General features: G+C 61.3%; 29 protein-coding genes. 21 read left to right on the forward strand and 8 right to left on the reverse strand.

Going from position 1 to position 26,750, the window contains the following annotated elements; genetic code table 11:
* The 16 genes from atpC (at window position 1) to VGF98_12090 (ending at window position 14,301) form a co-directional block, all read left to right on the forward strand.
* Window positions 1-420, forward strand: a complete 420-nt coding sequence (gene atpC / locus VGF98_12015) for an ATP synthase F1 subunit epsilon (GenBank protein ID HEY1682358.1) — start codon at window positions 1-3, stop codon at window positions 418-420.
* 60 nt (window positions 421-480) lie between these two features.
* Window positions 481-1,833 (forward strand): UDP-N-acetylglucosamine 1-carboxyvinyltransferase, encoded by a 1,353-nt coding sequence (gene murA / locus VGF98_12020; protein ID HEY1682359.1) that lies wholly within the window; start codon window positions 481-483, stop codon window positions 1,831-1,833.
* 9 nt (window positions 1,834-1,842) lie between these two features.
* Entirely contained in the window at window positions 1,843-2,823 is a 981-nt protein-coding gene (locus tag VGF98_12025; protein HEY1682360.1) for a rod shape-determining protein, read from the forward strand.
* A 15-nt stretch (window positions 2,824-2,838) separates the two neighbouring features.
* Window positions 2,839-3,504 carry an L-threonylcarbamoyladenylate synthase gene (locus VGF98_12030; GenBank protein HEY1682361.1) on the forward strand — a complete coding sequence of 222 codons (666 nt, stop codon included), beginning with the start codon at window positions 2,839-2,841 and terminating at the stop codon, window positions 3,502-3,504.
* Window positions 3,501-4,307 carry an LptA/OstA family protein gene (locus VGF98_12035; GenBank protein ID HEY1682362.1) on the forward strand — a complete coding sequence of 269 codons (807 nt, stop codon included), beginning with the start codon at window positions 3,501-3,503 and terminating at the stop codon, window positions 4,305-4,307. Before VGF98_12030 ends, VGF98_12035 begins: the two co-directional genes overlap by 4 nt.
* Window positions 4,308-4,315: 8 nt before the next feature.
* Window positions 4,316-5,602 (forward strand): replication-associated recombination protein A, encoded by a 1,287-nt coding sequence (locus VGF98_12040; GenBank protein ID HEY1682363.1) that lies wholly within the window; start codon window positions 4,316-4,318, stop codon window positions 5,600-5,602.
* A gap of 94 nt (window positions 5,603-5,696) precedes the next feature.
* On the forward strand, window positions 5,697-6,854 hold the full coding sequence (locus tag VGF98_12045) for a cysteine desulfurase family protein (GenBank protein ID HEY1682364.1): 1,158 nt from the start codon (window positions 5,697-5,699) through the stop codon (window positions 6,852-6,854).
* 56 nt (window positions 6,855-6,910) lie between these two features.
* Window positions 6,911-7,327 carry a DUF948 domain-containing protein gene (locus VGF98_12050; GenBank protein HEY1682365.1) on the forward strand — a complete coding sequence of 139 codons (417 nt, stop codon included), beginning with the start codon at window positions 6,911-6,913 and terminating at the stop codon, window positions 7,325-7,327.
* A gap of 7 nt (window positions 7,328-7,334) precedes the next feature.
* Entirely contained in the window at window positions 7,335-7,685 is a 351-nt protein-coding gene (locus VGF98_12055) for a hypothetical protein (GenBank protein ID HEY1682366.1), read from the forward strand.
* Window positions 7,651-8,019: an STAS domain-containing protein gene (locus VGF98_12060; GenBank protein HEY1682367.1), complete on the forward strand. Its 369-nt coding sequence runs from the start codon at window positions 7,651-7,653 to the stop codon at window positions 8,017-8,019. Before VGF98_12055 ends, VGF98_12060 begins: the two co-directional genes overlap by 35 nt.
* On the forward strand, window positions 8,016-8,453 hold the full coding sequence (locus VGF98_12065; GenBank protein HEY1682368.1) for an ATP-binding protein: 438 nt from the start codon (window positions 8,016-8,018) through the stop codon (window positions 8,451-8,453). Before VGF98_12060 ends, VGF98_12065 begins: the two co-directional genes overlap by 4 nt.
* Before the next feature lie 4 nt (window positions 8,454-8,457).
* Window positions 8,458-9,258 carry a SigB/SigF/SigG family RNA polymerase sigma factor gene (locus tag VGF98_12070; GenBank protein ID HEY1682369.1) on the forward strand — a complete coding sequence of 267 codons (801 nt, stop codon included), beginning with the start codon at window positions 8,458-8,460 and terminating at the stop codon, window positions 9,256-9,258.
* 45 nt (window positions 9,259-9,303) lie between these two features.
* Complete coding sequence (gene alaS, locus VGF98_12075; protein HEY1682370.1) at window positions 9,304-11,910, forward strand: alanine--tRNA ligase; 2,607 nt, start codon at window positions 9,304-9,306, stop codon at window positions 11,908-11,910.
* Window positions 11,907-12,623, forward strand: coding sequence for a hypothetical protein (locus tag VGF98_12080; protein ID HEY1682371.1), 717 nt, complete (start codon window positions 11,907-11,909; stop codon window positions 12,621-12,623). Before alaS ends, VGF98_12080 begins: the two co-directional genes overlap by 4 nt.
* Window positions 12,624-12,627: 4 nt before the next feature.
* Window positions 12,628-13,803 (forward strand): hypothetical protein, encoded by a 1,176-nt coding sequence (locus tag VGF98_12085; protein ID HEY1682372.1) that lies wholly within the window; start codon window positions 12,628-12,630, stop codon window positions 13,801-13,803.
* Between the two features lie 30 nt (window positions 13,804-13,833).
* Window positions 13,834-14,301: a hypothetical protein gene (locus tag VGF98_12090; protein ID HEY1682373.1), complete on the forward strand. Its 468-nt coding sequence runs from the start codon at window positions 13,834-13,836 to the stop codon at window positions 14,299-14,301.
* A 274-nt stretch (window positions 14,302-14,575) separates the two neighbouring features.
* On the opposite strand, the gene VGF98_12095 is transcribed toward VGF98_12090, so the two are convergent.
* A complete protein-coding gene (locus tag VGF98_12095; GenBank protein ID HEY1682374.1) occupies window positions 14,576-15,076 on the reverse strand; it encodes a GNAT family N-acetyltransferase in 501 nt (166 codons plus the stop codon).
* Between the two features lie 165 nt (window positions 15,077-15,241).
* Here VGF98_12095 and VGF98_12100 point away from each other — a divergent pair, with 165 nt between their 5' ends.
* Window positions 15,242-15,886 (forward strand): hypothetical protein, encoded by a 645-nt coding sequence (locus tag VGF98_12100; protein ID HEY1682375.1) that lies wholly within the window; start codon window positions 15,242-15,244, stop codon window positions 15,884-15,886.
* Between the two features lie 280 nt (window positions 15,887-16,166).
* Here the strand turns inward: VGF98_12100 and VGF98_12105 are convergent, their stop codons facing one another.
* Genes VGF98_12105 through VGF98_12115 form a run of 3 tightly spaced genes read right to left on the reverse strand, consistent with a single transcriptional unit; the run spans window position 16,167 to window position 18,652 of the window.
* Window positions 16,167-16,589, reverse strand: a complete 423-nt coding sequence (locus VGF98_12105; GenBank protein ID HEY1682376.1) for a hypothetical protein — start codon at window positions 16,587-16,589, stop codon at window positions 16,167-16,169.
* 52 nt (window positions 16,590-16,641) lie between these two features.
* Window positions 16,642-18,393: a DUF255 domain-containing protein gene (locus VGF98_12110; GenBank protein ID HEY1682377.1), complete on the reverse strand. Its 1,752-nt coding sequence runs from the start codon at window positions 18,391-18,393 to the stop codon at window positions 16,642-16,644.
* On the reverse strand, window positions 18,386-18,652 hold the full coding sequence (locus VGF98_12115) for a hypothetical protein (GenBank protein ID HEY1682378.1): 267 nt from the start codon (window positions 18,650-18,652) through the stop codon (window positions 18,386-18,388). Before VGF98_12115 ends, VGF98_12110 begins: the two co-directional genes overlap by 8 nt.
* A gap of 87 nt (window positions 18,653-18,739) precedes the next feature.
* On the opposite strand from VGF98_12115, the gene ligD (VGF98_12120) reads away from it, so the two are divergent.
* Window positions 18,740-20,365, forward strand: coding sequence for a non-homologous end-joining DNA ligase (gene ligD / locus VGF98_12120; GenBank protein ID HEY1682379.1), 1,626 nt, complete (start codon window positions 18,740-18,742; stop codon window positions 20,363-20,365).
* A gap of 7 nt (window positions 20,366-20,372) precedes the next feature.
* On the opposite strand, the gene VGF98_12125 is transcribed toward ligD (VGF98_12120), so the two are convergent.
* Complete coding sequence (locus VGF98_12125; protein ID HEY1682380.1) at window positions 20,373-21,557, reverse strand: serine hydrolase domain-containing protein; 1,185 nt, start codon at window positions 21,555-21,557, stop codon at window positions 20,373-20,375.
* A gap of 77 nt (window positions 21,558-21,634) precedes the next feature.
* Here VGF98_12125 and ligD (VGF98_12130) point away from each other — a divergent pair, with 77 nt between their 5' ends.
* Window positions 21,635-22,669, forward strand: a complete 1,035-nt coding sequence (ligD, locus tag VGF98_12130; protein HEY1682381.1) for a non-homologous end-joining DNA ligase — start codon at window positions 21,635-21,637, stop codon at window positions 22,667-22,669.
* Window positions 22,670-22,676: 7 nt separating this feature from the next.
* Window positions 22,677-23,540, forward strand: a complete 864-nt coding sequence (locus VGF98_12135; GenBank protein HEY1682382.1) for a Ku protein — start codon at window positions 22,677-22,679, stop codon at window positions 23,538-23,540.
* Here the strand turns inward: VGF98_12135 and VGF98_12140 are convergent, their stop codons facing one another.
* Window positions 23,541-23,918, reverse strand: a complete 378-nt coding sequence (locus VGF98_12140; protein ID HEY1682383.1) for a hypothetical protein — start codon at window positions 23,916-23,918, stop codon at window positions 23,541-23,543. It lies immediately after the preceding gene.
* Window positions 23,919-23,973: 55 nt separating this feature from the next.
* On the opposite strand from VGF98_12140, the gene VGF98_12145 reads away from it, so the two are divergent.
* Entirely contained in the window at window positions 23,974-24,537 is a 564-nt protein-coding gene (locus VGF98_12145) for a PadR family transcriptional regulator (GenBank protein HEY1682384.1), read from the forward strand.
* Between the two features lie 7 nt (window positions 24,538-24,544).
* Here VGF98_12145 and VGF98_12150 read toward each other — a convergent pair whose 3' ends face one another.
* Complete coding sequence (locus tag VGF98_12150) at window positions 24,545-25,771, reverse strand: MFS transporter (GenBank protein HEY1682385.1); 1,227 nt, start codon at window positions 25,769-25,771, stop codon at window positions 24,545-24,547.
* Window positions 25,761-26,714 (reverse strand): trypsin-like peptidase domain-containing protein, encoded by a 954-nt coding sequence (locus VGF98_12155; GenBank protein ID HEY1682386.1) that lies wholly within the window; start codon window positions 26,712-26,714, stop codon window positions 25,761-25,763. Before VGF98_12155 ends, VGF98_12150 begins: the two co-directional genes overlap by 11 nt.
* Between the last annotated feature and the right edge of the window lie 36 nt (window positions 26,715-26,750).

The raw sequence follows: 26,750 nt of genomic DNA on the forward strand, positions 1-26,750 counted from the left end.
ATGGCCTCGAGCATTCCGTTCAAACTGATCACTCCTCGGCGGGTCGTCTTCGAAGGCGATGCGTCGTTGGTGATCGCCGTGACTACCGAAGGCGAGGAGGGCATTCTGCCCTCGCACGCGCCGTTTCTGGCCGCTCTAAAACCTGGGATCTTGCGGGCCAACGTCGCCCGCGACGGCGGTGAGACGCGTTTGGAAGTGGCGACCGGGGAGGGCTTTATGCAAGCGCTGCCCGACCGTGTGACGGTTTTGGTGGACGAAGCCTTGCATTTTGACGATATCGACGTCGCGCGGGCCCGCGAGGAGCTCGCTTCCGCCACCGAGCGCCAGCGCTCGGCAGGCGGCGATCGAGCGGCATTCGCTCGAGAGCAATCCGCTATCGACTTCGCCAACGCGAAGCTTCGGCTGACAGGCCACCATTAGTCCGGAGGGCCCCGGCACAATGTTACCGGGCGCCCATCATCGAATCTCGACGCAATAATCATGCTCGATCGGTTAGAAACGTCGCTGCGCGTTCGCGGCGGCGCGCGGCTCGAAGGCTCGGTTGCTACACACGGCGCGAAAAACGCCGCGTTGCCGATCATGGCTGCCGCATTGCTTGCGCGCGGCACGGTGACGCTGCATAAGATTCCGCGTATCACCGACGTATCGGTCATGTGGTCGCTGCTTGAAGCGCTCGGCGCGCGTCTCCGCTACGAGAGCGCCGACACGGTCACCATCGACTCCAGCAACGTCGCATCGTATCGCGCGCCCTACGCGCTCGTTCGTAAGTTGGCCGCTTCGTTCGACATCGTCGGGCCGCTGCTCGGACGTTTCGGTCGCGCCGAGGTTCCGCTTCCCGGCGGATGTGTCTTAGGCACGCGCGCCACCGATATGCACGAGCGTGCGTTCGTCGCGCTGGGCTGCGAAGTTCGCAACGCGCACGGCTATCTGATCGCCGAGTCCAAGCACCGCCGGTTGCAGGGAGCGGCTATCGAGTTCCGCTTGCCAAGCGTCGGGGCAACCAAAAATGCAATGCTCGCGGCGGTGACTGCCGACGGCACGACGACGTTGCGGAACGTCGCGATGGAACCGGAAGTCGTCGATCTCGCGAACTTCTTGGTCGCAATGGGTGCAAAGGTGCTCGGTCAAGGTACCGACACGATTGTGATCGATGGGGTCGAAGAGCTGCACGGAACCGAATACGAAATCATACCGGACCGCATCGTTACCGGTACGTTACTACTCGCCGGTGCGATTACGCGCGGCGACGTGACCGTACGCGAATGCAATCCCGAGCATTTGCGCAGCGCGCTCGACAAGTTCGTCGAGTGCGGCGTGGCCACAACGACGGGTGCCGATTGGATTCGCGTCAATGCCGAAGGGATTACCGGCGGCACCGATATTTTGACGGCGCCGTATCCCGGATTTCCAACCGACCTGCAACCGCAAATGGTCGGTTTTTTAGCGACCTGTCCGGGTACGAGTGTGGTTGAAGAATCGATCTTCAACGCGCGGTTTTCGTACGTTAACGAGTTGGCCCGCATGGGCGCCGATGTCAAAGTGACGATGGAAAGCAACGCCGCGGTGATCAAGGGTGTCGACCGGTTGTCGGGCGCGCCTGTCGAAGCGCCGGACATCCGCGCCGGTGCCGGTCTCGTGGTTGCCGGTCTAGCGGCAGCCGGCGAAACCGAGATCATCGGTTTGGAATATATCGATCGCGGTTACGAGCGCTTGGAAGAGATGCTCTCGGAACTGGGCGGTCAAGTACAACGCAGCAGCGGCGTTCGGCCGCTGGTCGAACCTAATGGATTTTTCGAAACGAGCGAATATCCGCGCGTTTCCGCAGCAGGGTAGGAGTAGGCATTGGAAATCGGCATCGACCTCGGGACGGCTAACGTTCTGGTGAACGTTCGCGGCAGAGGTATAGTGCTGCGCGAACCTTCGGTGGTCGCAAAAGACATGAGAACCGGCCGCGTTCTCGCGGTCGGCGAAGAAGCGCGCTTGATGCTGGGGAAAACGCCGGCGCATATTACGGCAATCCGTCCGTTACGCGACGGGGTCATCGCCGATTTCGAAGTGACCGAAGCGATGCTTTCCTATTTTATCAAAAAAGTGATGAAGGACCGCTCGTGGTGGGAGTCGCTGTTTCAGCCGAAACCGCACGTGACGATTTGCGTTCCGGCAGAGATTACGAGCGTTGAAGAACGCGCGGTGAAAGACGCTGCGAAGTTGGCTGGTGCGCGGGACGTCGAAATCGTGGAAGAACCGATGGCGGCGGCGGTCGGCGCCGGGTTGCCCATCGACGGTCCCTCGGGAAGCATGGTGGTCGACATCGGCGGCGGCACGACCGATGTCGCGGTGATTTCGCTCGGCGGCATCGTCGTTTCGCAATCGATCCGCGTCGCCGGCAACAAGCTGGACGAGGCGATCGCTCGCTACATCCGTCGAGTGTACAACCTGATGATCGGCGAACGCACGGCCGAAGAGATCAAGATCAAGCTGGGCTCCGCCTATAAGCTGGAGCAAGAACTGGCGATGGAGATTCGCGGCCGCGACTTGATCAACGGCTTGCCGAAAACCGTCAAAATCACCAGTGAAGAAATTCGCGACGCGCTCTCGGAGCCGGTTGGCGCGATCGTCGAAGCGGTGAAAGCGGTATTAGAGAAAACGCCGCCCGAGCTGTCGGCCGACATCATCGATCGCGGCATCATCATTACGGGCGGAGGCGCGCTGCTACGCGGTTTGGATAAACTCTTGTCCGACGTCACCGGCGTGCCGGCGATCGTAGCCGACGACCCGCTCTCGTGCGTCGCACTCGGTACCGGTTCGCGCGTGCGCCTCTAACAGGCGGATCGGACGATGCGCATCGGGGCCGTCATCGATGCCCGTGAAATGCCGCTGGCGGAAGTCGCGGAAGAGGTTGCCAGCGTCGTGTTCGCCGGTGGCACGGTCATCGTGCCCAACGACACCAGCTATCTGATTGGCTGCGATCCGTATCGCTCGCCCGCGATCGATCGAATTTACGCGGCCAAGGGGCGCCCAGATAACCGGCCGCTGACCATGCACGTCGCATCGCCTCAGGAGTTTCTCGAATATGCGAGCGACAATCCGTTGGCTGTGGTCGCTGCCAAACGTCTCCTCCCCGCGCCGGTTATCTTGCTGGTGAGCAAGCCGGACTTCATGAGCGATGAGCTCGCCGCCGGGTTATCCACGCTTGCATTTCGTGTTCCCGAGGACGCGCTTGCCCGCGGGATCCTCGAGCGTTGCGGGCCGCTGGCGGGCACGACCGTGGCGCTGGCCGGCAAGCCTCGCTATCGGGGCGACGAAGACGAGGAGATGTTGCCGCCGGCCGATCTGCTCGTGCGCTACGGGCCGACGAAGTACGACCGCGAATCCTCGATCGTGGACCTTACGGGAGCGCACGCACGCATTTTGCGTGAAGGCGTCGTCTCGTCCGAGCGGCTGTCGGAACTTCTGGGGCCCGTCGAACGTCCGACGATTAAGGTACGTACACAGCACACATGATTCGATCGATTGCCGTCTTCGTTGCCATCGCGGCCACCGCGACCGCGACCGCACCCGCAGCCCCGACGCCCGGCGCGTCGCCGGCAGCGACCGCTGCGGCACGCACGTCGCCGGCAGCAACCGCTGCGGCACGCCCGGCGCCGGCGCGACCGCCCGCTCCGGGACACCGCCCGGGTCCGCCTCCGGCCGCTACCGGCGGCGGAGCATCGTTCGACTTAGGCGTTTGGACGGTGCACGCAAGCTCGGTCGACGCCAACTTCAAAAACGGCGATTTTAGCACGCCCGCGCAGATCGTCATGACGCGCGACGGTGGAGACGTCACCGCCGATCGTGCGAACGGCAACTATAAAAAGCAAATGGTGTACCTCAACGGACACGTCGTGATGCACGACACGAAGGGCGATTACGGCGGCATGAGCGGATCGTCGAGCGGCAGCAACAACGGTCCGTCGACGCTGACGGCCGACAAAGCGCAGATCGACGGCGGAGCCAAAGAATACAAAGCCATCGGCAACGTGCATTACGTGCAAGGCGATACCGTGGTCGATGCCGATACCGGAACGCTGAACGAAAGCTCGCACGATCTTTTTCTGAAGGGAAACGTACGGATCGTACAAGGGACGCGCAAGATCAACGCGCAGAGCGTGGTGTATAACACCGTTACGTCCAAGGCGCATGCCCAAGGCGATGTCACGATGCAGTTCCCCGGCCAACTCCACCGCGGTCTCGCAACGCCGAAACCGTTGCGCGTTCCCAAGAACGGTTTCACGCAGGACGTTACACCGGCGCCGCGTCCTTCTTAAGAATTTTCTTGCCGCCGTCGCTCTTCGAACGACCCGACTCCGCACCGCTCGCCGCTCGCATGCGGCCAACGACGCTCGACGAGTTTGTCGGCCAGCAGGACACGCTCGGTCCCGGGCGACCGTTGCGGCGCGCGATCGAATCCGACGCAATCCCCTCGATGGTGTTGTGGGGGCCACCGGGTACCGGTAAGACCACCTTCGCCGAGATCGTAGCGCATCGCACCGGCGCGTATTTCGAGCGGTTGTCGGCGGTGAGCGCGGGCGTTGCCGATCTGCGGCGCGTGGTCGCCGAATCGCAGACGCGCCGCCGATCCGGTCGTCGAACGGTGTTGTTCGTCGACGAGATCCATCGCTTCAATAAAGGCCAGCAAGACGCAATTCTTCCGTACGTCGAGGACGGTACGGTAACGCTGATCGGCGCGACCACCGAGAATCCGTCGTTCGAAGTCAATGCGGCGCTACTCTCGCGGGCGCGGGTGTTCGTTTTCACGTCTCTAAGCGACGACGACGTCGGCACGATCGTCGACCGCGCGATGTCCGATCCGCAGCGAGGATTAGGCGATCGAGGCGTGACGATGACGCCGGAAGCGCGCACCGCGCTGATCGGAATCGCCAATGGCGACGCGCGGACGGCGCTGAACGCGCTGGAATTCGCCGCCGCGGCCGCCGGCGCCGGAGCGACCTTAACGGACCAATCGATTGCCGACGCGGTGCAACGGCGAGCGAGCGTGTACGACAAGGGCGGTGACTCGCACTTCGACACGGTGAGCGCATTCATTAAGTCGATTCGTGCGAGCGATCCCGACGCCGCCGTCTATTGGCTGGCTCGAATGATCGAAGGCGGGGAGGACGCGCTCTTCATCGTGCGCCGTTTGGTGATTCTCGCTTCGGAGGACGTTGGGTTGGCCGACTCGCATGGACTGCAGATCGCAATCGCGGCACAGCAGGCGGTACACTTCGTAGGAATGCCCGAGGGGTATTATCCTCTCGCTCATGCGACGCTGTATCTCGCTCTCGCGCCCAAGAGCAACAGCGTCGGTCGCGCATACGGCGCGGCGCTCGACGACGTGCGCAACCTACGCAACGAACCCGTTCCGCTGTGGCTGCGCAACGCATCAACCCAACTGATGCGCGGTCTCGGATACGGCAAAGGCTACCACTATGCCCATGATGATTACGGCGTCGAACAGACGAACGTTCCTGAGAACGTGTCCGGCCGGACGTACTACAATCCCGGGGACCGCGGAGCCGAACGCGAGTTCGGTGAGCGGACAAAAAAAAGACGGCCCGAGTAACCTCGAACCGTCCTTTTCCCGTTGCTACTTCTCGGAGTCGTGCGTTGGAGCTTCGCACAAGCGTTATAGTAGAGCGGCGAACTGAGAACGTGCTGTGAATTCTGCGACAAATTCGCGCGTTTATTTGGACTATGCGGCGACGACGCCCATCGACCCGCGCGTGCGCGCCGCGATGGAACGCGTTCGCGAGGATGCCGCATATAATCCGAGCTCGCCGCATGCCGAAGGTCGACGTTCGCGCGCGCTGTTAGATGCGGCGCGCGAGCGCGTCGCTCGCGTGCTGAACGTACCGCGGCGGTCGATCGTGTTTACTGCCGGCGGAACCGAATCGAACAATCTCGCGCTCTTTGGCGTCGCGCGCGCCGCGGGTTCGCGGCGGCATATAGTGACTACGGTAATCGAACATCACGCCGTTTCGCGTGCAGTCGATACATTAGAAGACGCTGGGTTCGTGGCGACGCGAATACCGGTCGATGCGTCCGGTCGTGTCGACTCTGCAACGTTCGCCGCGGCGCTGCGCCCGGACACCGCGATCGCGTCGGTCATGTATGCGAACAACGAGATCGGAACGGTGCAATCGCTGGCGCAGCTCAGCGAGCACGCTCGCGCCCGTGGAATTCCGTTTCATACCGACGCCGTCGCCGCCGCCGGCTGGCTGCCGCTCGAGATCGAGGGGTTGGGCGTCGATCTGCTCTCGCTCGCGGCGCACAAGTTCCATGGGCCGCCCGGCCTCGGCGTGCTGTACCTGCGCGACGGCACCCCGCTCGAGCCGATGCTGGCCGGCGGTAGCCAAGAACTCGGACGCCGCGCGGGCACCGAGGACGTTGCCGGTGCCGTTGGTATGGCAGAGGCGTTGGAGCTGGCCGAGGCCGATCGCGTGGAGGCCGGACGCTGGATCCAGGCGTTACGCGACGCGCTCGAGTCCGCGGTGGGATCGTCGATAGCGGGCGCACGTCCGAACGGCACGGGTGGCAACCGGCTACCCAACATCGCGAGCATCACGTTTGCAGGAACTGACCCGGCCGCATTGCTGATGCTGCTCGATCTGCACGGCTTTGCTACGTCGGCGGGCAGCGCGTGCACGTCGGGATCGCTGGAGCCCAGCCATGTGATCGCGGCGATCGGCGGCGACGTGCGCGGGGCGACGATTCGCTTTTCCCTAGGCCGACCGACCACCGAGGAGGAAATCGAGCGGCTCGTCGCCGTTCTACCTGGGATCGTCGCCGACGCCGGACGGGTCGAGGCGACGTAAGATTGCGCCCCCAGGCGGGGATATATGCGAGAGCTACTGACGCATAGGAGAATCGCGTGACATCAAGCGAGATCGGACCGCTGGTCCTCGACGTTTTGGCCGGCGTCGGCATTCTGCTGGCGGGTATCGGCATTATGCTTGGGATGCGCGCCCTTGCGACGACGTTGGCGCGCGTTAATACGACGCTCGACCGTGTCGACCAGCAAGTCGACAATCTCAGTCAGCCGGTCACGGCGACGTTAACGCACGTGGACGGCATCGCGAACACGGCCGATCAAACGCTGGCGCGATTGAGCGGCGTGGTGCAGTCCCTCGAAGATATCGCGGGGAGCGTTTCGGAGACGGCACAATTGACGAAAAACGCGCTTTCGCCGGCGATCGTCAATGCCGGCGCAACCCTAACCGGCATCACGACCGGTTTACGACGCTTGGTTACGGGAAAGAACGGTTCGGATACATCATCACAGGAGTAGCGTTTATATGAGCAACGGAAAAGGCGGAGGATTCTTCGCCGGTTTCCTTATCGGCGCCATTGTCGGCGGTGCGGCTGCCGTTCTGCTAACGCAGGAAGAGCAGCGCGACCTGCTGATCGGTAAGGCGCGCGAAGCTGGAAACTTCGCGAAAGATGCGACCGACGATTTGCGAGGACGCGTCAGCGACGCCACCTCCACCTGGCAGTCGGGCGCTTCCGATTTATACGAGCGCGGCAAGAACGTGGTCGATAGCGCACGCGCTAATATCGATGCCGCGGTCGACGAGGCCAAGAAAAGCGCCGATCAAATGCGTAGCACCCTCGATGAACAGGCTGGGGGCACGGACGTTGGACATTAAAGTCCAAGTCCGCGAAGCACCCGGCGAATGTTACGTCGTCGAGCTCAGCGGCGAGATCGACGTCTATACGTCTCCAAAAGTCAAGGACGCCGTTAGCGATTTGATCGACCGCGGCGTCTATAATTTGGTGATCAACCTGGAAAACGTACGGTACATCGATTCCACCGGCTTGGGGGTGTTGATCGGCGGCCTCAAGCGCGTGCGCGAGCACGGCGGAACGGTAAACTTGGTTTGTAGCAATCCGCAGATCAGGAAGATTTTCGACATCACCGGTCTGGTAAAGATTTTCGGTATCTTCGATAACGAAGATGCTGCGATGAAGGCGCTGGTTTGAACCAGCCCGCAACGCAGTCCGCGCAATCGGACGTGGTAGAACTGCGTATCCCATGCCGCCCCGAATGGGTTGCGCTAGCGCGCTTAGCCGTCGCTGCCGTGGCGAATCGTTCGCGGTTTTCGATCGAAGAAATTGAAGACATCAAACTCGCCGTTACCGAAGCGTGTACCGCCGTCATCCAACACGAAAACCACGGCGAAACGATCGAAATCTCGTGTGAAACCGACGACGGCGCGTTACGGTTCCGCGTCCACGATGCCGGCCGTCACGTGCACGCACCGAAGATAGCCGCGATCGATTTCGACGAAGCGCGCGTTGCCGGACTTGGTGTATTTTTGATTCGAACGTTAATGGACGAAGTAACGTACGAAGTCCATCCAGACACCGGTACCGATTTACACATGGCCAAAAGAATCCCAGGCCGGACGACCTGATCTGGTGACCGAACGCAGCGAAACCCGTCCGGATCGGGAGCGGACGCGGTCACTTTTCGCGCGCTTCATCGTCGTGCGCGAGCAGCGAATGACTCATAGTGAAGTGCTGGCCGAATACGAGCAGTTGCGCGACGAACTCGTGGTGGCACACCTGAACCTCGCACGCTTTCTCGCGGTCAAGTTCGCGAATCGCGGCGAACCGCTCGACGATCTGGTGCAAGTCGGCACGGTCGGGCTGCTCAAGGCCATCGACCGGTTCGACATCGAACGCGGCGTCGAATTCACGACCTATGCGACGCCGACGATCGTCGGCGAGATCAAGCGCTATTTCCGCGATAAGGGCTGGGCGGTCAAGGTGCCGCGCCGCCTCCAGGAGCTCAACCTGGCCGTCAATCGGGCCAGCGACAAACTCGCCATCGACCTCGGCCGCAGCCCGACCGTAGGCGAGCTGGCCCACCACCTGAACGCCGGCGAAGAAGAAATTCTCGAGGCGCAAGAGCTCGGGCAGGCCTATAATCTGCTGTCGCTCGATAGCGAAGTCTCGGGCGAGTCGGATAAAAAATCGCAGACGCTGGCGGATACGGTGGGGGCCAACGATACCGGTCTCGCGCTGCTGGAAGACCGCGCCAACCTCGAGCGGGCCTTCGAGATCCTCTCCGGCCGCGAGCGCGTGATCATCTATCTGCGGTTTTACGAGTCGGTCTCACAAACCGAGATCGCCAAGCGCCTCAACGTATCGCAGATGCACGTCTCCCGCCTGCAGGCCAAGGCGCTGGAGAAACTTCGAGCGGTTCTGGCCGAGTAATAGCGCCCGGCCGGGGGAATCTGCTATCATTCTGCGTTGACGCCCATGAAAAGCCAAGAACTTCGCCAAGCGTGGATCGACTTTTTCGTCAACCGCGAGCACAAGCTGCTGCCCTCGGCAAGCCTCGTGCCGCACGAGATGTCGACGACGCTCTTTACCATCGCCGGCATGGAACAGTTCGTGCCGGTATTTTTGGGCGAACAGCCTCCCCCCGGTCCTCGGGCCGTGACGGTGCAGCGCTGTTTGCGCGTCGCAGGCGCGAAGAGCGACATCGAAAATGTCGGTCGTACGGGGCGCCACGGAACGTTCTTGGAGATGCTCGGCAACTTCAGCTTCGGCGATTATTACAAACGCGAAGCGATCGCGTGGGCGTGGGAGTTCTCGACCCAGGTATTGCGTCTGGATCCGACTCGGCTCTACGTCACCGTTCATACGGGAGACGACGAGACCGAACGAATCTGGATCGATGAAATCGGATTGGATTCGTCGCGCATTTCGCGATTCGACGAAGATAATTTCTGGACGATGGGCCCGACCGGTCCGTGTGGGCCGTGCACCGAGTTATTCTACGATCTCGGGCCGGAGCACGCGAGCGGCCCCGGCGACACCGGTCCAAATCTCGGCAACCGGTATGTCGAGTTTTGGAACGTCGTTTTTCAGCAGTTCAATCGCGGTGCCGATGGAAGCATGTCGGATTTGCCGCGCAAGGCGATCGACACCGGCGCCGGATTCGAACGTATGCTGGCAATCTGCAACGGTCAAGCATCCATGTACGACACGGATCTGTTCAACGACGTCGTGGCAGCGCTGCCGAAAGCGAAACGCGATGTCGGCGATGCGCAACGGCGCGTTCGAGAAAATATCGTCGCCGACCACGCGCGTGCGGTGACGTTTCTGCTGAACGATGGCGTGTATCCGTCGAACACGGACCGCGGATACGTGCTGCGCTTTCTCATCCGCAGAGCGATCGCCAACGGCCGTTTGCTCGGCTACCCGAATGGCTTTTTGGCCGGATTGGTAGCGCCCGTCGTCGCGACGCTCGAATCCGGCTACCCGGAGCTACGTCAAAACCAAGCGCGGATTGCGTCCGCATTGGCGATGGAAGAGCGCACCTTCGAACGGACGCTCGAACGCGGCATGTCCATGCTCGATCGCATCGTCGATGAATCTGCGTCTGCCGCGTCGCACGAAATTTCGGGCGAGCAGGCATTCGTATTGCACGACACCTACGGCTTTCCGGTCGAGCTGACGCGCGAGATTGCGGCCGAACGCGGCGTCGCCGTCGACGCCGTCGAGTTCGAACGCTTGATGACGGAGCAACGCCAACGTGCACGCAGCGACGCTCGGTCCAAGCGCGCAGTCGTCGGCGTTACCGATCTACCGGCGTTTCGCAGCGAGTTCACCGGATACGAAGGCCTTGAAGGCGGCGGTACCGTCGTCGCATTGTTACGCGACGAGAAACCCGCGCAGTTGCTTTCGACCGGCCAGGAAGGCACGATCGTGCTCGACTCGTCGTCGTTTTACGCCGAGCGCGGCGGACAGATCGGCGACCGGGGCACCATCGAGACCGAGGGCGGCGTCTTCGAAGTTAAGGACACGCAGTTGCTGGGTGAAGCGATCGCGCATCACGGTGTCGTTGTAAGCGGCGAGATCGCGAGCGGCGAACGCGTGCGCACCGTCGTGTTCGATTGGTGGCGCCGAGAAATTCGCCGGCACCACACGTCCGCCCATTTGCTGCAGCGTGCGCTGAGAGACGTGCTCGGCGACGAGGTCAATCAAGCCGGATCGTGGGTTGGTATGGATCGCATGCGATTCGATTTCCGTTGGCCGGGCGGCGCATTGTCGTCCGAACAAAAGCGAGCGGTCGCGCATCGCGTTAACGAGATGATTCGCGACGACTCGCACTTGGAAACGCGCGAGCTTCCGATCGAAGAGGCTAAACGTAGCGGCGCGATTTGGATGGCGGGCGAAAAATACGGTGAGTCCGTGCGCGTGGTGATGGCCGGTCCGGCGATCGAGTTTTGCGGCGGAACGCATTCGCATTCTACCGGCGAACTTGGCGTGTTTCTCATTCTTTCGGAGTCGTCGATCGGCAGCGGCATTCGTCGTATCGAGTCGTGCGTGTCGGCTGCGGCCGAAGCGATGATCGAGCGTCAAGGAGAAACGCTGAGCCGTCTGTCGTCGTCGTTGGCAACCACGCCGGATGATGTCGGCGAACGTGTCGAGCGATTGCAACGCGAGCTCCGCGACGCACAGGCTGCTCGCGATCGCCTGAAGGCGCAACTGGCGTCGGCCGACGCGCAAGCCTATTTGGATCGTTTGGAAGAGCGTGGAAACCGGCGGTTCGTTGGTGCCGTGGTCGCAGAGGCGAATGCCGAGGCGCTCAAGCACCTCAGCGCCGCTATTCGGAGCCGTTTGCACAGCGGTACGATCGCGTTGATCGGAACCGATGGTGACACCGCAAGCGTGCTCGTTACGGTCAGCGACGATCATGTTAAAGACGGCGTCCACGCTGGAAATCTGGTCAAGCTTGCCGCACCGCTGGTTGGCGGCCGGGGTGGCGGACAAGCCGCACAGGCGCAAGGCGGCGGTAAAGATCCGGCCGGAGCCAACGACGCCCTCAACGCGATCCGCGACAGCGTGCTGGTATGATGGTGACCCGGCGGGCGGTTGTTGTTGCCGCCGGGTTCTTGTGTTCGATCGCGGCTGCGGCGCCGAATGGCCGGGAGACGAACGCACCGCTCGACTCTCAATACGTCTTGCAACGCTATGCGATCGCCGTGCAGGCGATTGCGGCGCCGAAAAACGTCGTATTTACGTATAGCGTTTCGCAGGCAGGTCCGGCAAACATCGAACAACGCCACCAAATCTATCGCAGCGGCTCGAACGTACGCGACGAACTATTAGCAGTCGATGGATTGGCGCTGGCGCGAAAACGCGTGACGTTCGCGCGGCGTGAAAATCGCTATGCGATCGATCGACTCGCACCGAAAACCGATACCGCGCAAGTCTTGTTTCTAACGAGCGTCAAGGTCGGCAAACGCTACGATTACACCTACGAAGTAACGCCGCTGGAACGCCAATCGGGCGTGTACGTCGATCGCATAACCATCGACGGATCGACGTTCTTACCGCGCCGGCTGCACTTTCATACGGCGTCGGGGGAGTCGCGCGGAGTCGGAGAAATCGTGTACGCGCCCGTCGGCAAGTTCTGGATGCCGGTGATGGCCTCGATCGATGCAACCGTTGGCGTGCACCCGGCGCGCGAGCGCATCACCTGGGCCGACTATCGCTTCCCGGAAACGTTGCCGCCCTCCACGTTCCAGGCGCCCAAGCCGCTGCCGGCCACCGCGGCCTCGGAGTAGTCCGGTGACCGCGCGGCGGATCGACGCGGCCTATATCGCGGGATTCGTCGCGTTTATCATCACCGCGGCGATTTCGCATCTGCGTGCGACGCCGTACGACAACTTCGTGTTGCTGGCGCAGGCGTGGCTGCACGGCCACTCGTGGATCGATTGGCCGGGCGCATACATCGATGCACTCGCGTATAACGGGCAGCACTACGTCATCGAGGCACCGATGCCGGCGGTCTTACTGCTGCCGGTGGTCGCGTTGTTCGGCCTGGCGGCAAATCAAACGATCGTGGTCGCGATCCTCGCGGCCATCGCAGTCGGTGCGGCGTGGCGATTGGGCGACCGCTTTGGATTGAACGCCGACAGCAACGCGTGGATTTGTGCGTTCCTATTATGTGGCACCGACTTGTTGTGGTGCGCCAGCTTGGGCGATGTGTGGTTCGCCGCACATGTGAGCTCGGTGTGCTTCACGTTACTAGCACTTGCAGAGATCGCGGGCAAGCGCCGCGCGTGGCTGGTCGCATTGTGGGCGGCGTGCGCGTTCGAGTCGAGGTTCTCGCTGGTCGTCGCGATCCCGGTCTATTGGTATTTGTGCGCCGGGTCGCCCGACCGCCCGCTTGGAGACGCCGCTGGCTGGCGACGCGCGACCGTGGCATTTGCGGCCGTACTGGTACCAGTTGCACTGTTATGGACGTGGTACAACTTCGCGCGATGGGGCACGTGGAACGACATCGGGTACACGGCCTGGTATCACCAAGATCAAGCCGGCTTTCCGACCGGGTCGCCGTTTCGCTTAGAATACGTTCCGTACGAGCTGAACTCGTTCTTCGTGCAGCTGCCGACGGTATTGACGGGGTTTCCGTACCTACGTCCCGAGATGACGGGCGTCGCCTTAACGTGGACGTCGCCGGCACTGATACTGGCCTTTTTCGCGCGTGGGCCGCTGCGTTGGGTTGCCGCGCTGTGGATCCTAACGGTCCTTGCGGCCGTTCCAAATCTTCTGTACTACGTGAACGGCTTCGCGCAGTTCGGAATGCGCCACGCGCTCGATTTCGAGCCGTTTTTGGTTGCGTTGATGATGTTGGCCGTGCGCGATCGATTTGCACGTTGGGGCTACGTTCTCGTCGCCTATTCGATTCTCGCCGGCCTGTGGGGCTGTTGGTTCTGGCATGTGTATGTGCGCCCGGCGTGAACTCGTACGAACCATAGCGTGGAGGGCCCGGTGGTAACTGCTAGTCCAAAGGTTCGCGCTCTACTCTTAAGTGCCGGAGCGTTGCTGCTCGCGGGCGTCGATCCGCCGCCGCCCACTGCTTCGGCTGCGCCCGTCGTAACGCCGGCTCCGCTCTCGAACGCTAATCCTGCCCCGGCGCCGGTAGCTACACCCGCAATCGTAATGCTCCCGCCGGATGCGTTGCCGCAAATACTGTGGATCGGGTTAAGTTCGACCACTCCGCACGCCGGCGACCCGCTCGATATTACCGTTTTGGCCTCGTCGAACGTGGCCAGCGTCGAACTTCGAGTCGGCGGTTACGGCATGAGCATGAATAAGACCGACGCCGGGCATTTCGAGTCGACCACACAGGTCCCGAGCCTTCCGTTTTTCATGAACCACAACGTCACTTTGCAAATCATCGCACGCAACTCCGCGGGCATTGCGATCGAGCAAGACGTCCCGATTCAAGCACGATAGAAGCGGCGCTGCAATCGCGAATCGTTCATGTCGTGGTCGCACGGCGCCGGCCAACGGATGTCACGAACGGGGGCGAAAAAGCGCTTTACCGTTGCCGAACTCGAAGCGGCAACCTTCGGCGTCAATTGTCGAAAAGACGCCGGGGTATCGACGAGACGCCAGGGGCTTACGAGAGCATCGCCGCCGTCATCGAGGCCGAACGAGACTTGATCGATGTCGTCCACACGCTCAAACAAGTCGTCTGCGTAAGGGGTGAAAGAACCCGCGATGGGGTTCAGGGAGGGCGTCGGTTGGCGCCCTCTCGCTTTATAACGAGCTCGACCTCATCGTGAATTCGAATCCCCGCGTTTCCAACGGTGGGAATTTGCGGCTTCAACGCTCGCGCACGGTCGACCGCTCCAACGCGAACGTTCGCGATGTGAAAGCCGCGCCGTTGGTAAAACGCGAGCGCATGTACATTATCGTTGGTGGTTGTAACCCACAGCTGCGGTGCGCCAGCCGCAAAGCATATTTGCTGGACACATCCGATCAGCGCCGTTCCAATGCCGGCTCCAGCGTGCTCCGCGTGTAGCAACAGCAGCTCCGCGCGCGGCACCACTCGATAGATAGCCAATCCTTGACGATCACCGGCAACGAGCGCCGGGTGTTCCAATAAATCGATCCGCTGCTCGTTCACGACGGCGAAGCGGCCACCCCAATGGTGGTCGAGTATTGCTTCGATCCATTCCGATTCGGCTGCCTCACTTTGGCGCACCGCCCAATTCTGATGCGACATCGGGAATTTGGTTCTCCCCTGAATGTCTTCGCCCAGCTTTTAAATGGGAACCTAGCTTAAGAGGACTATTCAAGGCGTGGAAACCGTGATACGCTGCACTTTCTGGTCGGCGCGCAGGCTTTTCTGCCGCGTCGGTTTCCCCATTCGTACGTCATGGGAGGCGCTATGAACCGCTGTTACTATCGCAATTATTTGTTCGTTCTCGCTGCGACGCTTTGTGCGATTCCGATCGTAAGCATGTCCGCTCCGATCCAGCCTCCGGCACCCGCTGCTCCTGCGTCGGTTACAACGACGCCGACGAGCGGGCCGGTGCCGGCAAACTCGATTCTAGTTCCCGGGGGCACGACCGTCGTGGTGAGTCTTACCGAACCGGTTTCTTCGAGTACCGCAAATGAAAACGATCAGATCGCGCTGGTCGTCAAGCGTGATGTGCTCGTTAACGGTCAAGTCGTCGTCGCGGCGGGCGCGAACGGCCACGCGACGGTCACGTCGGTTTCACACGCTGGAAGCAACGGAAGCGGCGGAAAGATCGCAATGAGCGTGGATTGGGTCTACAGCGTGGACGGCGGTAAGGTCGCCCTCTCGCAAACGAACCATGCGAGTGAAAATGGCGACAATAAAGGGGCCGCGAGTACGGCCACATTGTTGTCATGGGCGCTTCTCGGTCCGCTTGGATTCTTCGCGCACAACTTCGTCCGTGGGCACGACGTCAGCATTGGGACGGATAAGTCGTTCACGGTATTCGTCGATCACGACGTTCATGTGGTACCGACACCGAAAACCGCCGCCTCCGCTGGGTTCGATCACTAGCGAAAAACCGGCTGAGTCACCAGACTCTGACCGCCTTTTCTGACCGAGGGAACGCTTTTCGCTCTATGCCTTAAGGCGTCGTAGCCAATCTTGGATCAGCGAGCGTACCGAAGATCGCCGCATCAACGACGCGATGATCTCGCTCGCGTTAAATCTATTCCTGAGTCGCGCGAGCGGGCGGTCGAGAGCTGCGTCCATCATTCGCCCGACGTCTTGGGCGCAAGCATCTGCCTCACGTTTGATCGATTTGGTATCGATTTCAAACGGGATTCGTGCCAAGTTAACGCACCCGCGTGGGCATCGGCACGCCGCCGATGTTGGGGCGCACGCGCATCGGCTCTGGCCCTGCCGGCGGCACGGGAGGTACTTCCGCGCCGTTGTAACCGGACATCCAGTAGCGCGAGGCGAGCATGTAGGCGACGCAGTCGTTGTACGCTTCGCATTCGTTCTGGATGGTGAAGCACCGAACGATCCACATCGGCACCGTAATAAACAGGCCGACACCGGTAAAGAGCGCGAGCGACATTAAGACGCCACGAGCGTAGTTGCCCAGGTAATACGATTCACCACCGACGACTCCGAGCACGAGCGTCAGCACGAACGCGAGTGCGGGATCCTTGGCGTAGCGTTGATATTCGTAGGCGAATGTTGGCTGCGCTTCGTGGCGCATCCCGGCGGCAAGCATCTGGGCATACGGTGTCACGTTTAATGTCCTCCACTCATCTCTACGGCTGGAAGCGGCGCGTGTTTCAGCCTCAGCCCGTCGCCGCGGCGAGTCGATCGTAGGCCTGGCGCAGGCCGGCCGGATCCGTCACCGGCGGCCCGCAGGCAGAATCGGTGCAGGCGTAGGCCGCCGGCGCCGGAGACGCCGGCAAGCCGGCCTCGGCGGCCGCCTGGGGCGGCACGGTTCCGACCGCAGCCAACGCCGGCAGCCGGCTCGCGGCCTCGCGAAAATTGGCGGTTTCTTGCGGGCTGCCGACGATGCGAACGGCATAGTGCAAGCTCGTCAAGCGGCGAACCGCCCGCGCGTAGGCCGCTGCGAACGACCCCGCTTGGAGCGAGGCGGGAGCAAAGAGTTTGAGGGTGCGGACGGCGGCGCTTCGATACGCGTCGTCGTGCGCGAGCGCATAGAGCCGCAGAAGGTTCTCGGCGAGCACGCCGTTCTCGGCAATAGGCCGATCGCTACGGTCCAGGCGGCCGATCGTTTCTTCGATCTCGACGCGATCGTAGAATCCGCCGTCCGGGGCCTGAAAGCGCGCGAGCAGTCGATCGGCGATGTCACGTGCTCGCGCAAGGAACCGCCCTTCGCCGGTGATCTCGTGGGCGTCGATCGACGCGCGGAGGTATGCGACTTGGTCGGTCAGTAACCCGCGCACCTCGGGCGTCCCGCCTGGGCGCAAGACGTGATATGCCAGACCATCGGCATCGATGAGCCGGTCGGCAACCGCATCTAACGTTTCGCAGCCTTCTTGCACGATCGGTTCGTCGTCGAGCGCCCGGCCGGCGAACAACAACGCACCGGCCAGTCCGCACGTCCAATTGGTATACGAGGTGCGGTCGACGAACGGTGCCTCGCGTTCGCGCCGCTTTTCTAGCGAGAGTTCGAAGTAGGCTTCGTCGGCGTCTTGGCTGCCGGCAAAGAGCGCCGTTTGCGGATCGCGCAGCGTCGCGCGCACGAAGCGAATCGACGACACCAGTGCGGCGCGAATGTCCCGAGACGGCGCGAGCGTTTCGAGTTGACCTAGCACGCGCAACAAACCGCCGTGGTCTTCGGCCATTTTCTCAAAATGCGGCACCGACCAATCGCGAGTCGTTGAGTAGCGGAAAAAACCACCCTCGACGTGGTCGTACGTTCCGCCGCGCGCCATGCCGAGGAGTGTTTCTACGAGCATGTTGTAACAGCGCTGGTCGCCTGCGGCGCGCCATTCGACCAACAAAAACTCGAGCAACTCGGGTTGTGGAAACTTCGGAGAGTCACCGAAACCACCGAATTCCGCATCGAAGTTGCCGGCCATCGCGTCCGCTAAGCGCTCGGGAATCGAAGCGTCGATTTCAGCGTCGGCTCCGCCGGCTCCGAATTGCGGTGACGGCGGTGCCTCGCGTTCGGCGATCGTCTCCTTGTTCGTCGCATAAAAATTGGCGATCTCTTCGAGCGCGCGATTGAGCTGATGCGGCGGCAGATAGGTAGCGCCGGTCAAAATCTGGCCGTCCGGCGCGAGAAACGCCGTCGTCGGCCAGCCGCCCATGTTGTAGCGTGCGTTGACATCCGGCCGGCGATCGTTATCGACTCGAACCGGAACGTAGTGCTGGTTAATCGTTGCGATAGCGGTCGAATCGGAATACGATGTTTCGTCCATCACGTGGCACCAGTGACACCACACGGCAGAAATCGACAGCAGTATCGGCTTATCTTCGGCGCGTGCGCGATCGAAGGCGGCTGCGCCCCACGACATCCACGCGATTTCGTTCGCGCGATTTGGTCGCGGAGAGAAACGAAACTCACTCATCGTCGGCTCCCCGTACAAAAGACGTTGCATAAAAAATGGCTAATGGCGTAAAGACGGCGAGCGCAACGATTCCTGCGGTTTCGTACCGCAAGCACGCGGCGAGCGCGAAGACGGCGGCGAATGCGATGCCGATCGCGGCGTAGCGCCGATGGAAGCCCGGCGTCATGCCGTACACCTGGCCATCGTAGTAGCCGGCCGTTGCGGCGCTGCGCCGCCAAGCGACCGCCGATAACGCGATCGCCAAGACTAAACCGGCCACGCTCCACACGATGCTCTGTTGTTACCCCGATACGGCCAGCGCCTTGCGGTGCGGGTAGGCCGGCGCCCATGCGTCGAAACCGCCACGATGCCGTCGGCCAAAAAGACATCGAGCGGCGCGCGACCCGGATCGCTCGATCTGTATAACAAGAAGCGCGATTTCAAGCAAACGCCGGAACCCAGCGGCAAGAAGGCGCGTTCGGCCAAACAATTGCGCTTCGTGGTGCAGATGCATCATGCGTCGCGGCTGCACTACGACTTCCGGCTCGAAGCCGACGGCGTCTTGGCCTCATGGGCCGTGCCGAAAGGCCCGACCCTCAAGCCGCTCGACCGGCGGTTGGCAATGCACGTCGAGGACCATCCGATGGATTACCGGACGTTCGAAGGCAACATCCCGTCGGGTCAGTACGGCGCCGGCAGCGTCATCGTGTGGGATGAGGGTACCTACGAACTGGCAGAAGGCGACGACCCCGCGACCGAAATCGCGAACGGCAAGATCAAGTTCGTCATGCACGGTCACAAGTTGAACGGCGAATTCACGCTCGTGAAGATCAAGGCGCGCGAAGGCGAACACGGCGAGCCGTGGTTGCTGCTCAAAGACCGCGACGAACACGCCGATGAGAAATACGATCCGGTCGATCACCCGGAGTCGGTGAAAACGGGCAAGACGCTCGACGACGTTGCCGGCGATGCGAAGGCGAAGATCTGGAATTCGAAGCCGAAAGCCGGCCATTCTTCCGCTCCCAAACGTCCGCAGCGCGTAAAACGAGACCCGATTCCGAAGCTGAAGTCGGTGATGCTCGCGACGCTGGTCGAGGAGCCGTTCGACGACGACGATTGGCTGTTCGAAATCAAGTGGGACGGCTACCGCGCGATCTGCACCATCGACGAAGACGGCGCGCTGACGATGCAGTCGCGGAACGACATCGATTTGCTGGCTCGCTTTCCTGCACTAGGCGACGTCGCGCAGGCGTTCAACAGCGCACCCATCATCGTCGATGGCGAGATCGTCAGTCTCGATGACGAGGGACGCTCTTCGTTCCAACGATTGCAAGAGGCGCAAAAAACGCCACGCGATTTGACGTTCGTTGCGTTCGACCTGATTTACGCCGACGGCCGCGATCTGCGCAAGACGCCGCTCGAAGAGCGGAAGGCGTTCCTGGAACGATCGATTCGCAAGAACGACCGAGTCCTATATTCGAAACACGTCGTCGGCACCGGGCGCGAGTTCTTCAAAGCTGCCGCAGCGAGTGGACTCGAAGGCATCGTCGGCAAGCGTCGCGATTCCACGTACCAAGAACGTCGCTCGCGCGACTGGGTAAAGATCAAAGCGCAGCACGAGCAAGAGTTCGTGGTCGGCGGATGGACCGATCCGCGCAATAGCCGTGTCGGCTTCGGAGCGCTTCTACTGGGCGCGTACGACGGAAAGAAGTTGCGCTACACCGGACACGTGGGAACGGGCTTCTCGCAGAAGCTGCTCAAAGAACTGCATGCGCGGCTCGTCAAGATCGCGCGCGATACGTCGCCGTTCGATACCAAGGTCGACTCGAATATGAAGCCGCACTGGGTCGAGCCGCAGATCGTCGTGCAGGTTCGTTTTACGGAGTGGACTCGGGATAAGCTGCTGCGTCATCCAGCGTTCTTAGGCGAGCGTATCGATAAGAAAGCCGCAAGCGTGAAGCTGGAGACACCGAAACCTCGCAAAGATTCGTAAGCCGGCGTTATATATGCGCCTGCTTGAGTTCTTCTTCCGTGTACACGAAGGGCACGTTCGACGGCGTCATGATCCGTGCGATATCTCGAAAAATGACCGTGGCAACGCCTTCGGGTGGCTGTAGCGCTTGATACGTAACCCACGCGACGATGGTCACATCGCCCGCGGGGTAATAATAATCGGCGGTGTTGTAACCGGGAAGACCACCGGTATATCCGTACCAACCGGCGGTACAATTGATTGCCAGACCGAACTTCTTATTGCCGACGACTTGCTTGCATTCTGAGTCGGGCGTGTACGACGGCGGACCGCCGGTTTTCGCGAGGGAATAGAGCTTTATCCACTTCTTAACGTCCGCCATATTCGAAACCATCTCACCCGCCGCACCCATGAACTGCACCGGAACCGTATTGCTGACGTCTTCCCAATTTCGTTTCGCGTCCAGTCCGTATCCGCGGGCCCACGGACCCGGCATGGCTTCGGTGCTCGGATACGTCGTGTTTGCGAGTCGGAACGGCTCGATGAGGCGCTTGCGAATCTGATTGCCGACGCTGTCTTTCGTCACGTCTTCGACGATGAGTCCGAGCAGCAAATAGTTGGTGTTGCTATAATGATAGCCGCCGTTCGGCGCAAAATACGGCTTGTGTGCGACGGCCCACCGAATCAACATGCGGGGATCGAACTTCGCCGGAAGCTTCATCTGTAGCGCGTCGAACTGCGGCGTGTTGTAGGCTTCGAAGAGGCCGCTGCGCATATTGCACAGCTCACGAACGGTAATGTTGTTACCGTTCGGAATGCGAATGCCGAGCGAGAAATGACTGACCGGATCGTCGAGCGTGAGCTTCTTCTCTGCAATCAACTGGAGCAATACGCTCACGACGAACGTTTTGGTATTGCTGCCGATGCGAAAGTGGTCGGCGGCCGTGAGCGGGCGCTTCGCCTCCAAATCCGCGTACCCGAAGCCTCGGGTGAACGAGTGACCGGAGCCGTCCCACACGCCGATCAGGACTCCCGGTATCGGCGTGACGCCGCCGTACTTGCGGCGGTCTCTTTCGACGGCGGCCACGATCGCAGACTGGATCGACGCGTCGGACACCGACGGCGTCGCGGTCGCACCGCGTGCGGTGGTCGCCGGTACGATCGAAGCCACCACGGCCGCAACGGCCAATGCCAACATACTGAAATGCTTCACACATGCGACTTCGCTGGCGGTAGGACGTTCCCCCAGCCTCGCGCAATGGCTCGACGGTCAGGGAGGGTACCGTGAGCGTGAGCGAACGCACGACCATCGACGTAGGTTCGCGACGCGTAACGGTGTCGAACCTCGATAAAGTACTGTGGCCGCGGGACGGCTACACCAAGGGCGACTTGATCGCGTATTATCGTGCAGTTGCTGCGACGATCGTGCCGTATCTCAAGGAACGCCCGCTGACGTTGCAGCGCTATCCCGACGGCGTCGACGGCCCGTCGTTCTTTGAGAAGAACTTGCCGAAAGGCGTTCCCGATTGGGTCGATCGCGTCACAACGTCGGCGTCGGAGGGCGGTAAGAAGGTCACGTACGTCGTGTGTAACGACGAGCCAACGCTCGTCTATGCCGCCAATTTAGCGTCCATTCCGTTGCACGCGTGGACGTCGCGCGTGGAAACGCTCGACGAGCCGGATTTCGTATTTTTCGACATCGACGCCGGCGACGATTGTACGCTCAAAACACTCGCGGCAGTGACGCTCGCAATGCGCGATACGCTCGACGGGATCGGATTGCAGTCGTTGGTGAAGACGTCCGGCGGAATGGGGTTACACGTTTTCGTGCCGCTCGCCGGCGGCTATTCGTACGAAAGCGCAAAACTATTCGCCGAACTAGTCGCACGGCACGTCGCCTCCGGACTGGGCGAGCAGGTCACGCTCGAACGGGCGATCGCCAAACGCCACCCGGCAGCCGTGTATCTCGACTACGTGCAAGTCGGGCGAGGCAAAACGTATGTGGTTCCCTACTGCGTTCGGGCTCGTGATAAGGCGCCGGTCTCCACGCCGCTCGAGTGGGCCGAGGTCGAGGCCATGGCGCGCAAACGCGGACCCATCGTTCCGGCCGATGAGTTCGCCAAGTTCACCATCGCCACCACACCTAAACGCCTCGCGGCAAAAGGCGACGTATGGGCCGGGAAAGCTTGGAAACAACAACGCTTAGAGCCGGCGATCGAGGCGGCCCAGACCGCCTGGACTGAGGAAAAAGCGGGCGCCGCCAAAGCCCCTCGTACGAGCCGGTCGAGCAAGCGAGGGACGGAAGCCGCGAAGCGGGTAGAATAGTCGGACTATGGCGCACGCGATTTGGTCCGGTTCTATCAACTTCGGCCTGGTGACCATCCCGGTCAAGGTCTTCACCGCCGTTAAGTCCGACGATCTCTCATTCAACATGCTGCACGCAAAGGACGAGGGTCGTATTAAGTACGAGCGCGTTTGCAGCGTCGACGGCAAGCCCGTGCCTTGGGACGAGATCGTCAAGGGTTACGAATACGAGAAGGGCGAGTACGTCATCCTCACCGACGACGATTTCAAGAAGGTCAATCCCGAGGCTACGCAATCGGTCGATATTCTCGAGTTCGTCGAACTCGATCAAATCAACCCGATGTTTTTCGACAAGCCGTATTATCTCGAGCCGACCAAACAAGGGAAGCACGCGTACGCGCTCTTGCGCGAAGCGCTGTCGACCAGCAAACGCGTGGCGATCGCGCGCGTGGTGATACGAACCAAAGAGTACATCGCCGCCGTCAAGCCGTTGGGCGACGCGCTCGTGCTCGAGTTGATGCACTGGGCCGACGAGATCGTCGACACCGGGACGCTCGAGTTACCCGATAGCGAAAAACTTCCGGAAGCTGAAATGAAAATGGCAAAAATGCTGATCGACGCCATGAGCGTCGAAGCGTTCGAACCGGAGAAATTTACGAACAAATATCACGACGAACTGCTCGCGATGATCGACGCTCGCGTCAACGGCAAAGAACTGCCGCAACCCAAGAAGGCACCGGCGCGCTCGAAGGTCGTCAACCTCATGGACGTGCTCGCAAAGAGCTTGGAAGAGAGCAAGAAACGCAGAGCTGATGCATCGAGCGAAGATGCCGACGAAACCGAACGCGAGCGTCCGGCTCGCGGCGGCCGCAGAAAGAGAACTGCGGCGTAGTCAGCGCCGGGCCGGAACCAGCCGCGCACCGAGCGCCACGAGCGGTGCCAGCGTGAGCAAAAACGTCAGGTGATACCACAGCGGAAGACGAGTCCCGATCTGTACGTGCGTCGGCACAAAGAACGCGAGCAAAACGAGGCCGACGATCCACGGGGCGACTCGGCTCTCAGGGGCGATCGTGCGCACGATGGCGCCGGCGATCAACGACGTCGCAACCGCAATCGAAAGCCTCGCGATCTCCATCGTCAACGTAAACGTGAGCGCGTGCTCCACGCTCGCGTAGCCGGGAATGCTCCACCGAAGCACGATATCCAGCAGTGTGACGACGAGTACCCAGGCCACCAGGCCAACGACGACTCCCAGGACGGTCCGCCACATACATCTGCCTCCGCTACTCGTTTTCTTGGTTTGATTATAATAGTGTAATTAAACTATGAAGGCAAGGCTCCTGATTCTCGGGACGCTCCATCGGGGCGATCTGCATCCCTACGAGATCAAGCGTCGGCTCGAAAGTGCCCTGGTGGAGTGCTACCTCGATGTCGACGTCGGATCGCTGTACTACTCGATCCGGCAACTCGAGAAGGACGGTTCGATCGCGCCCGTCGCGCAGGAGCGGGTACCGCGCGGCGGCGTCCGGACGATCTATACGATTACGCCGCAGGGCCGCGCCGAGTTCGAAGAGGGCTTCTATCGTTTGTTCGACGGCGATCGTCCGGTTTCGCAGACGCTCTACGGACCGCTTCTCTTTTTGCACTGCGTTCCACGCGAGAAGTTGGCCCAGGCCATCAAGCGCAAGATCGCGCGTACCGAAGAGTTGATCGCCGAATTGAAGTCGTTACGCAAAGAGATGGGCGAGGGCGTTTCGACCGGAGGCGCGCAGCTGTTCCGTCATTTGGAAAAGCAACGACGCCTCGATCGCGATTGGCTCAAAGATCTGTTGGAGGAAGTCGAATCCGGGCGCATTCGCGACGGCAACCCGCAAACGTTACCGCGTTAGAGCGCGCTTATTGCACGGACTCCGCGCTCAGCATTTCGACATCGTCGGCAAGGTTGTCGGGTTTCTGGACTAATTCTGGCGTTTCGCGTTCGGCGCGCGCTCCGAGTAAACCGAGAAGCAACGCGACCGCCTCGAGCGCGAGTGGTTCCAGTCCGGCGAATCCGGGTCCGTATCGGCCGAGTAAACCGGTGGAAATTGGTGGCGCGAGAATACCGGACAACGAATCCAACGACGACGACGCCCCGAGCACCATGCCCTGCTCGCGACCCGTCGCGGTGTTGCTGATCAATGCGGTTATGCCCGTATTTGCAAGCGCCATACCGAATGCAAAGAGCAGCATCGTACCCGCGAGTGCGAAAATGTTGTGCACGACAGCTACCGAAGCAAACGCCAGCACTAAGGCTGCTAAACCGACGTTGGACATGGTACGATCGCCGAGCCAGTTCGACATGCGCCCAACCAGAAAGACGTTCGACAAGACGTTGAAGACCGCAAAAAACGAGAAGAAATAATCCGTTTCGGTCAGCGTGAAGTGGAGCTGGCCGTTTAAGTACAACGCGATCACCGAGAACCAGCCGTACAGCCCCAGCGAAATCGCCAGCTTTTGCCAGAGAATTCGCGAGAGACGCGGTTTGCGAAAACTGGTTAAAATGCTGCCGACGCCGGTGGTTTCCTCGCGCTCGAGTTTGGTGCGAGACTCGGGCAGTGCGAAGTACGTCAAGAGCAACGTCAAGAATTGCAGCGCCGCCGCAGTCAGAAACGGTGCTTTGAAACCGAAGCGGGCAAAAAGCAACCCGCCTCCGAGCGGGCCAAAAATCATCGCGGCCGCAAAGGTTCCGCCGATCAGGCCGAACGCACGCGAACGATCTTTCGGCTCGACGAGATCGGCGACGTAGGCCTGGGTGACGCTGATGTTGCCGCCCGAAATGCCTTCGACGATCCGCGCGAAGAATACCCAACCGATCGTCGGTGCGAATGCGAGCATCGTCCAGCCGATCGTCGCTCCGATTTGGCTGACGATCAGCACCATCTTGCGACCGATGCGATCCGAGATAGCGCCCCAGAGCGGCGCCGCGACCAATTGGCAGGCCGAAAACGACGCGAACAGCAGCCCGACGACCAGCGGCGTCGCGCCGAAGTGCGTCACGAAATACGGCAGCATCGGGATCAGCATGCTGAACCCGACGATGTCGATGAACGTGATCCCGAGGATCGGAAGTAGCTTACGTATCATCGCGCGATTCGACCGGTAACACGATCGGCGACAATCGTTCGCCTTTGCGCAGAACGTCCAACTTATACGGACGGCTGAGATCGACGCTCGTAAGAATCTTGTGCAGCGCGTCGAGCCCGTTCAGCCGGCTTCCTTCAAATGCAAGCAGCACGTCGCCGGGCTGCAGCCGCGCGATGTCGGCGGGGCTTCCGGATTCGACCGAATGCACGATGATGGCCGAACCCTTATCCAGACCGAAACGCCGAACCGCCGCATCGGAGAGCACGACATCTTGGCCGGCAAATCCGAGATAGCCGCGCCGAACCTTACCATCGCGCATCAGCAAGCCGGCAACGAATTTCGCAGTGTTGATCGCGATGGCGAAACACAAGCCTTGACCCGGAAGCACGGCGGTGTTAACGCCGATCACGTCGCCGTCGGCAGTCACCAGCGGTCCGCCGGAGTTGCCCGGGTTCAAGGCCGCGTCGGTTTGCACGATATTGTCCATCAGGCGCCCGGACTGCGAGCGCAACGTTCGTCCGAGCGCGCTCACCACGCCGGCCGTGACGGTGTATGCTAGCCCGAACGGATTGCCGACGGCGACGACGAGCTGTCCGGGGCGCAACTCGCTAGAATCGCCGAGCGTCGCGTGCTGCAACTCCGGCGCGTCGAGTCGAAGCACCGCCAAGTCCGTATGCTGATCGTCGCCGATGAGGCGAGCGGGTAACTCCCGGCCATCGAGCAACGCAACCGTAATCGACTCCGCGCCGTGCACCACGTGACTGTTGGTGAGAACGAATCCGTCGGGCGTGAAAATGAAGCCGGAACCGTTGCCGCCGCCGCGTCCGTTTCGAACTTCGATCGAGACGACGGCAGGGCTAACTCGTTCGGCTGCGGCCGTAACGGCCTGCGAATAGGGATCGAGAATCGCCGGGGCGGCGAGCTCAACAAGAGAAAGCGGCATACCGGTCCCTCAAGACCTCGCACCCGGCGGCCCGGT

It is taken from the genome of Candidatus Tumulicola sp. (assembly GCA_036490475.1).
Taxonomy (GTDB): Bacteria; Vulcanimicrobiota; Vulcanimicrobiia; order Vulcanimicrobiales; family Vulcanimicrobiaceae; genus Tumulicola.

Bases quoted from the DNA above. Each gene is read 5' to 3' on its own strand.
- atpC (HEY1682358.1), top strand. From the start codon at position 1: ATGGCCTCGAGCATTCCGTTCAAACTGATCACTCCTCGGCGGGTCGTC.
- murA (HEY1682359.1), top strand. From the start codon at position 481: ATGCTCGATCGGTTAGAAACGTCGCTGCGCGTTCGCGGCGGCGCGCGG.
- VGF98_12030 (HEY1682361.1), top strand. From the start codon at position 2,839: ATGCGCATCGGGGCCGTCATCGATGCCCGTGAAATGCCGCTGGCGGAA.
- VGF98_12035 (HEY1682362.1), top strand. From the start codon at position 3,501: ATGATTCGATCGATTGCCGTCTTCGTTGCCATCGCGGCCACCGCGACC.
- VGF98_12055 (HEY1682366.1), top strand. From the start codon at position 7,335: ATGAGCAACGGAAAAGGCGGAGGATTCTTCGCCGGTTTCCTTATCGGC.
- VGF98_12060 (HEY1682367.1), top strand. From the start codon at position 7,651: ATGAACAGGCTGGGGGCACGGACGTTGGACATTAAAGTCCAAGTCCGC.
- alaS (HEY1682370.1), top strand. From the start codon at position 9,304: ATGAAAAGCCAAGAACTTCGCCAAGCGTGGATCGACTTTTTCGTCAAC.
- VGF98_12080 (HEY1682371.1), top strand. From the start codon at position 11,907: ATGATGGTGACCCGGCGGGCGGTTGTTGTTGCCGCCGGGTTCTTGTGT.
- VGF98_12095 (HEY1682374.1), bottom strand. From the start codon at position 15,076: ATGTCGCATCAGAATTGGGCGGTGCGCCAAAGTGAGGCAGCCGAATCG.
- VGF98_12100 (HEY1682375.1), top strand. From the start codon at position 15,242: ATGAACCGCTGTTACTATCGCAATTATTTGTTCGTTCTCGCTGCGACG.
- VGF98_12110 (HEY1682377.1), bottom strand. From the start codon at position 18,393: ATGAGTGAGTTTCGTTTCTCTCCGCGACCAAATCGCGCGAACGAAATC.
- ligD (HEY1682379.1), top strand. From the start codon at position 18,740: ATGCCGTCGGCCAAAAAGACATCGAGCGGCGCGCGACCCGGATCGCTC.
- VGF98_12135 (HEY1682382.1), top strand. From the start codon at position 22,677: ATGGCGCACGCGATTTGGTCCGGTTCTATCAACTTCGGCCTGGTGACC.
- VGF98_12140 (HEY1682383.1), bottom strand. From the start codon at position 23,918: ATGTGGCGGACCGTCCTGGGAGTCGTCGTTGGCCTGGTGGCCTGGGTA.
- VGF98_12145 (HEY1682384.1), top strand. From the start codon at position 23,974: ATGAAGGCAAGGCTCCTGATTCTCGGGACGCTCCATCGGGGCGATCTG.
- VGF98_12150 (HEY1682385.1), bottom strand. From the start codon at position 25,771: ATGATACGTAAGCTACTTCCGATCCTCGGGATCACGTTCATCGACATC.
- VGF98_12155 (HEY1682386.1), bottom strand. From the start codon at position 26,714: ATGCCGCTTTCTCTTGTTGAGCTCGCCGCCCCGGCGATTCTCGATCCC.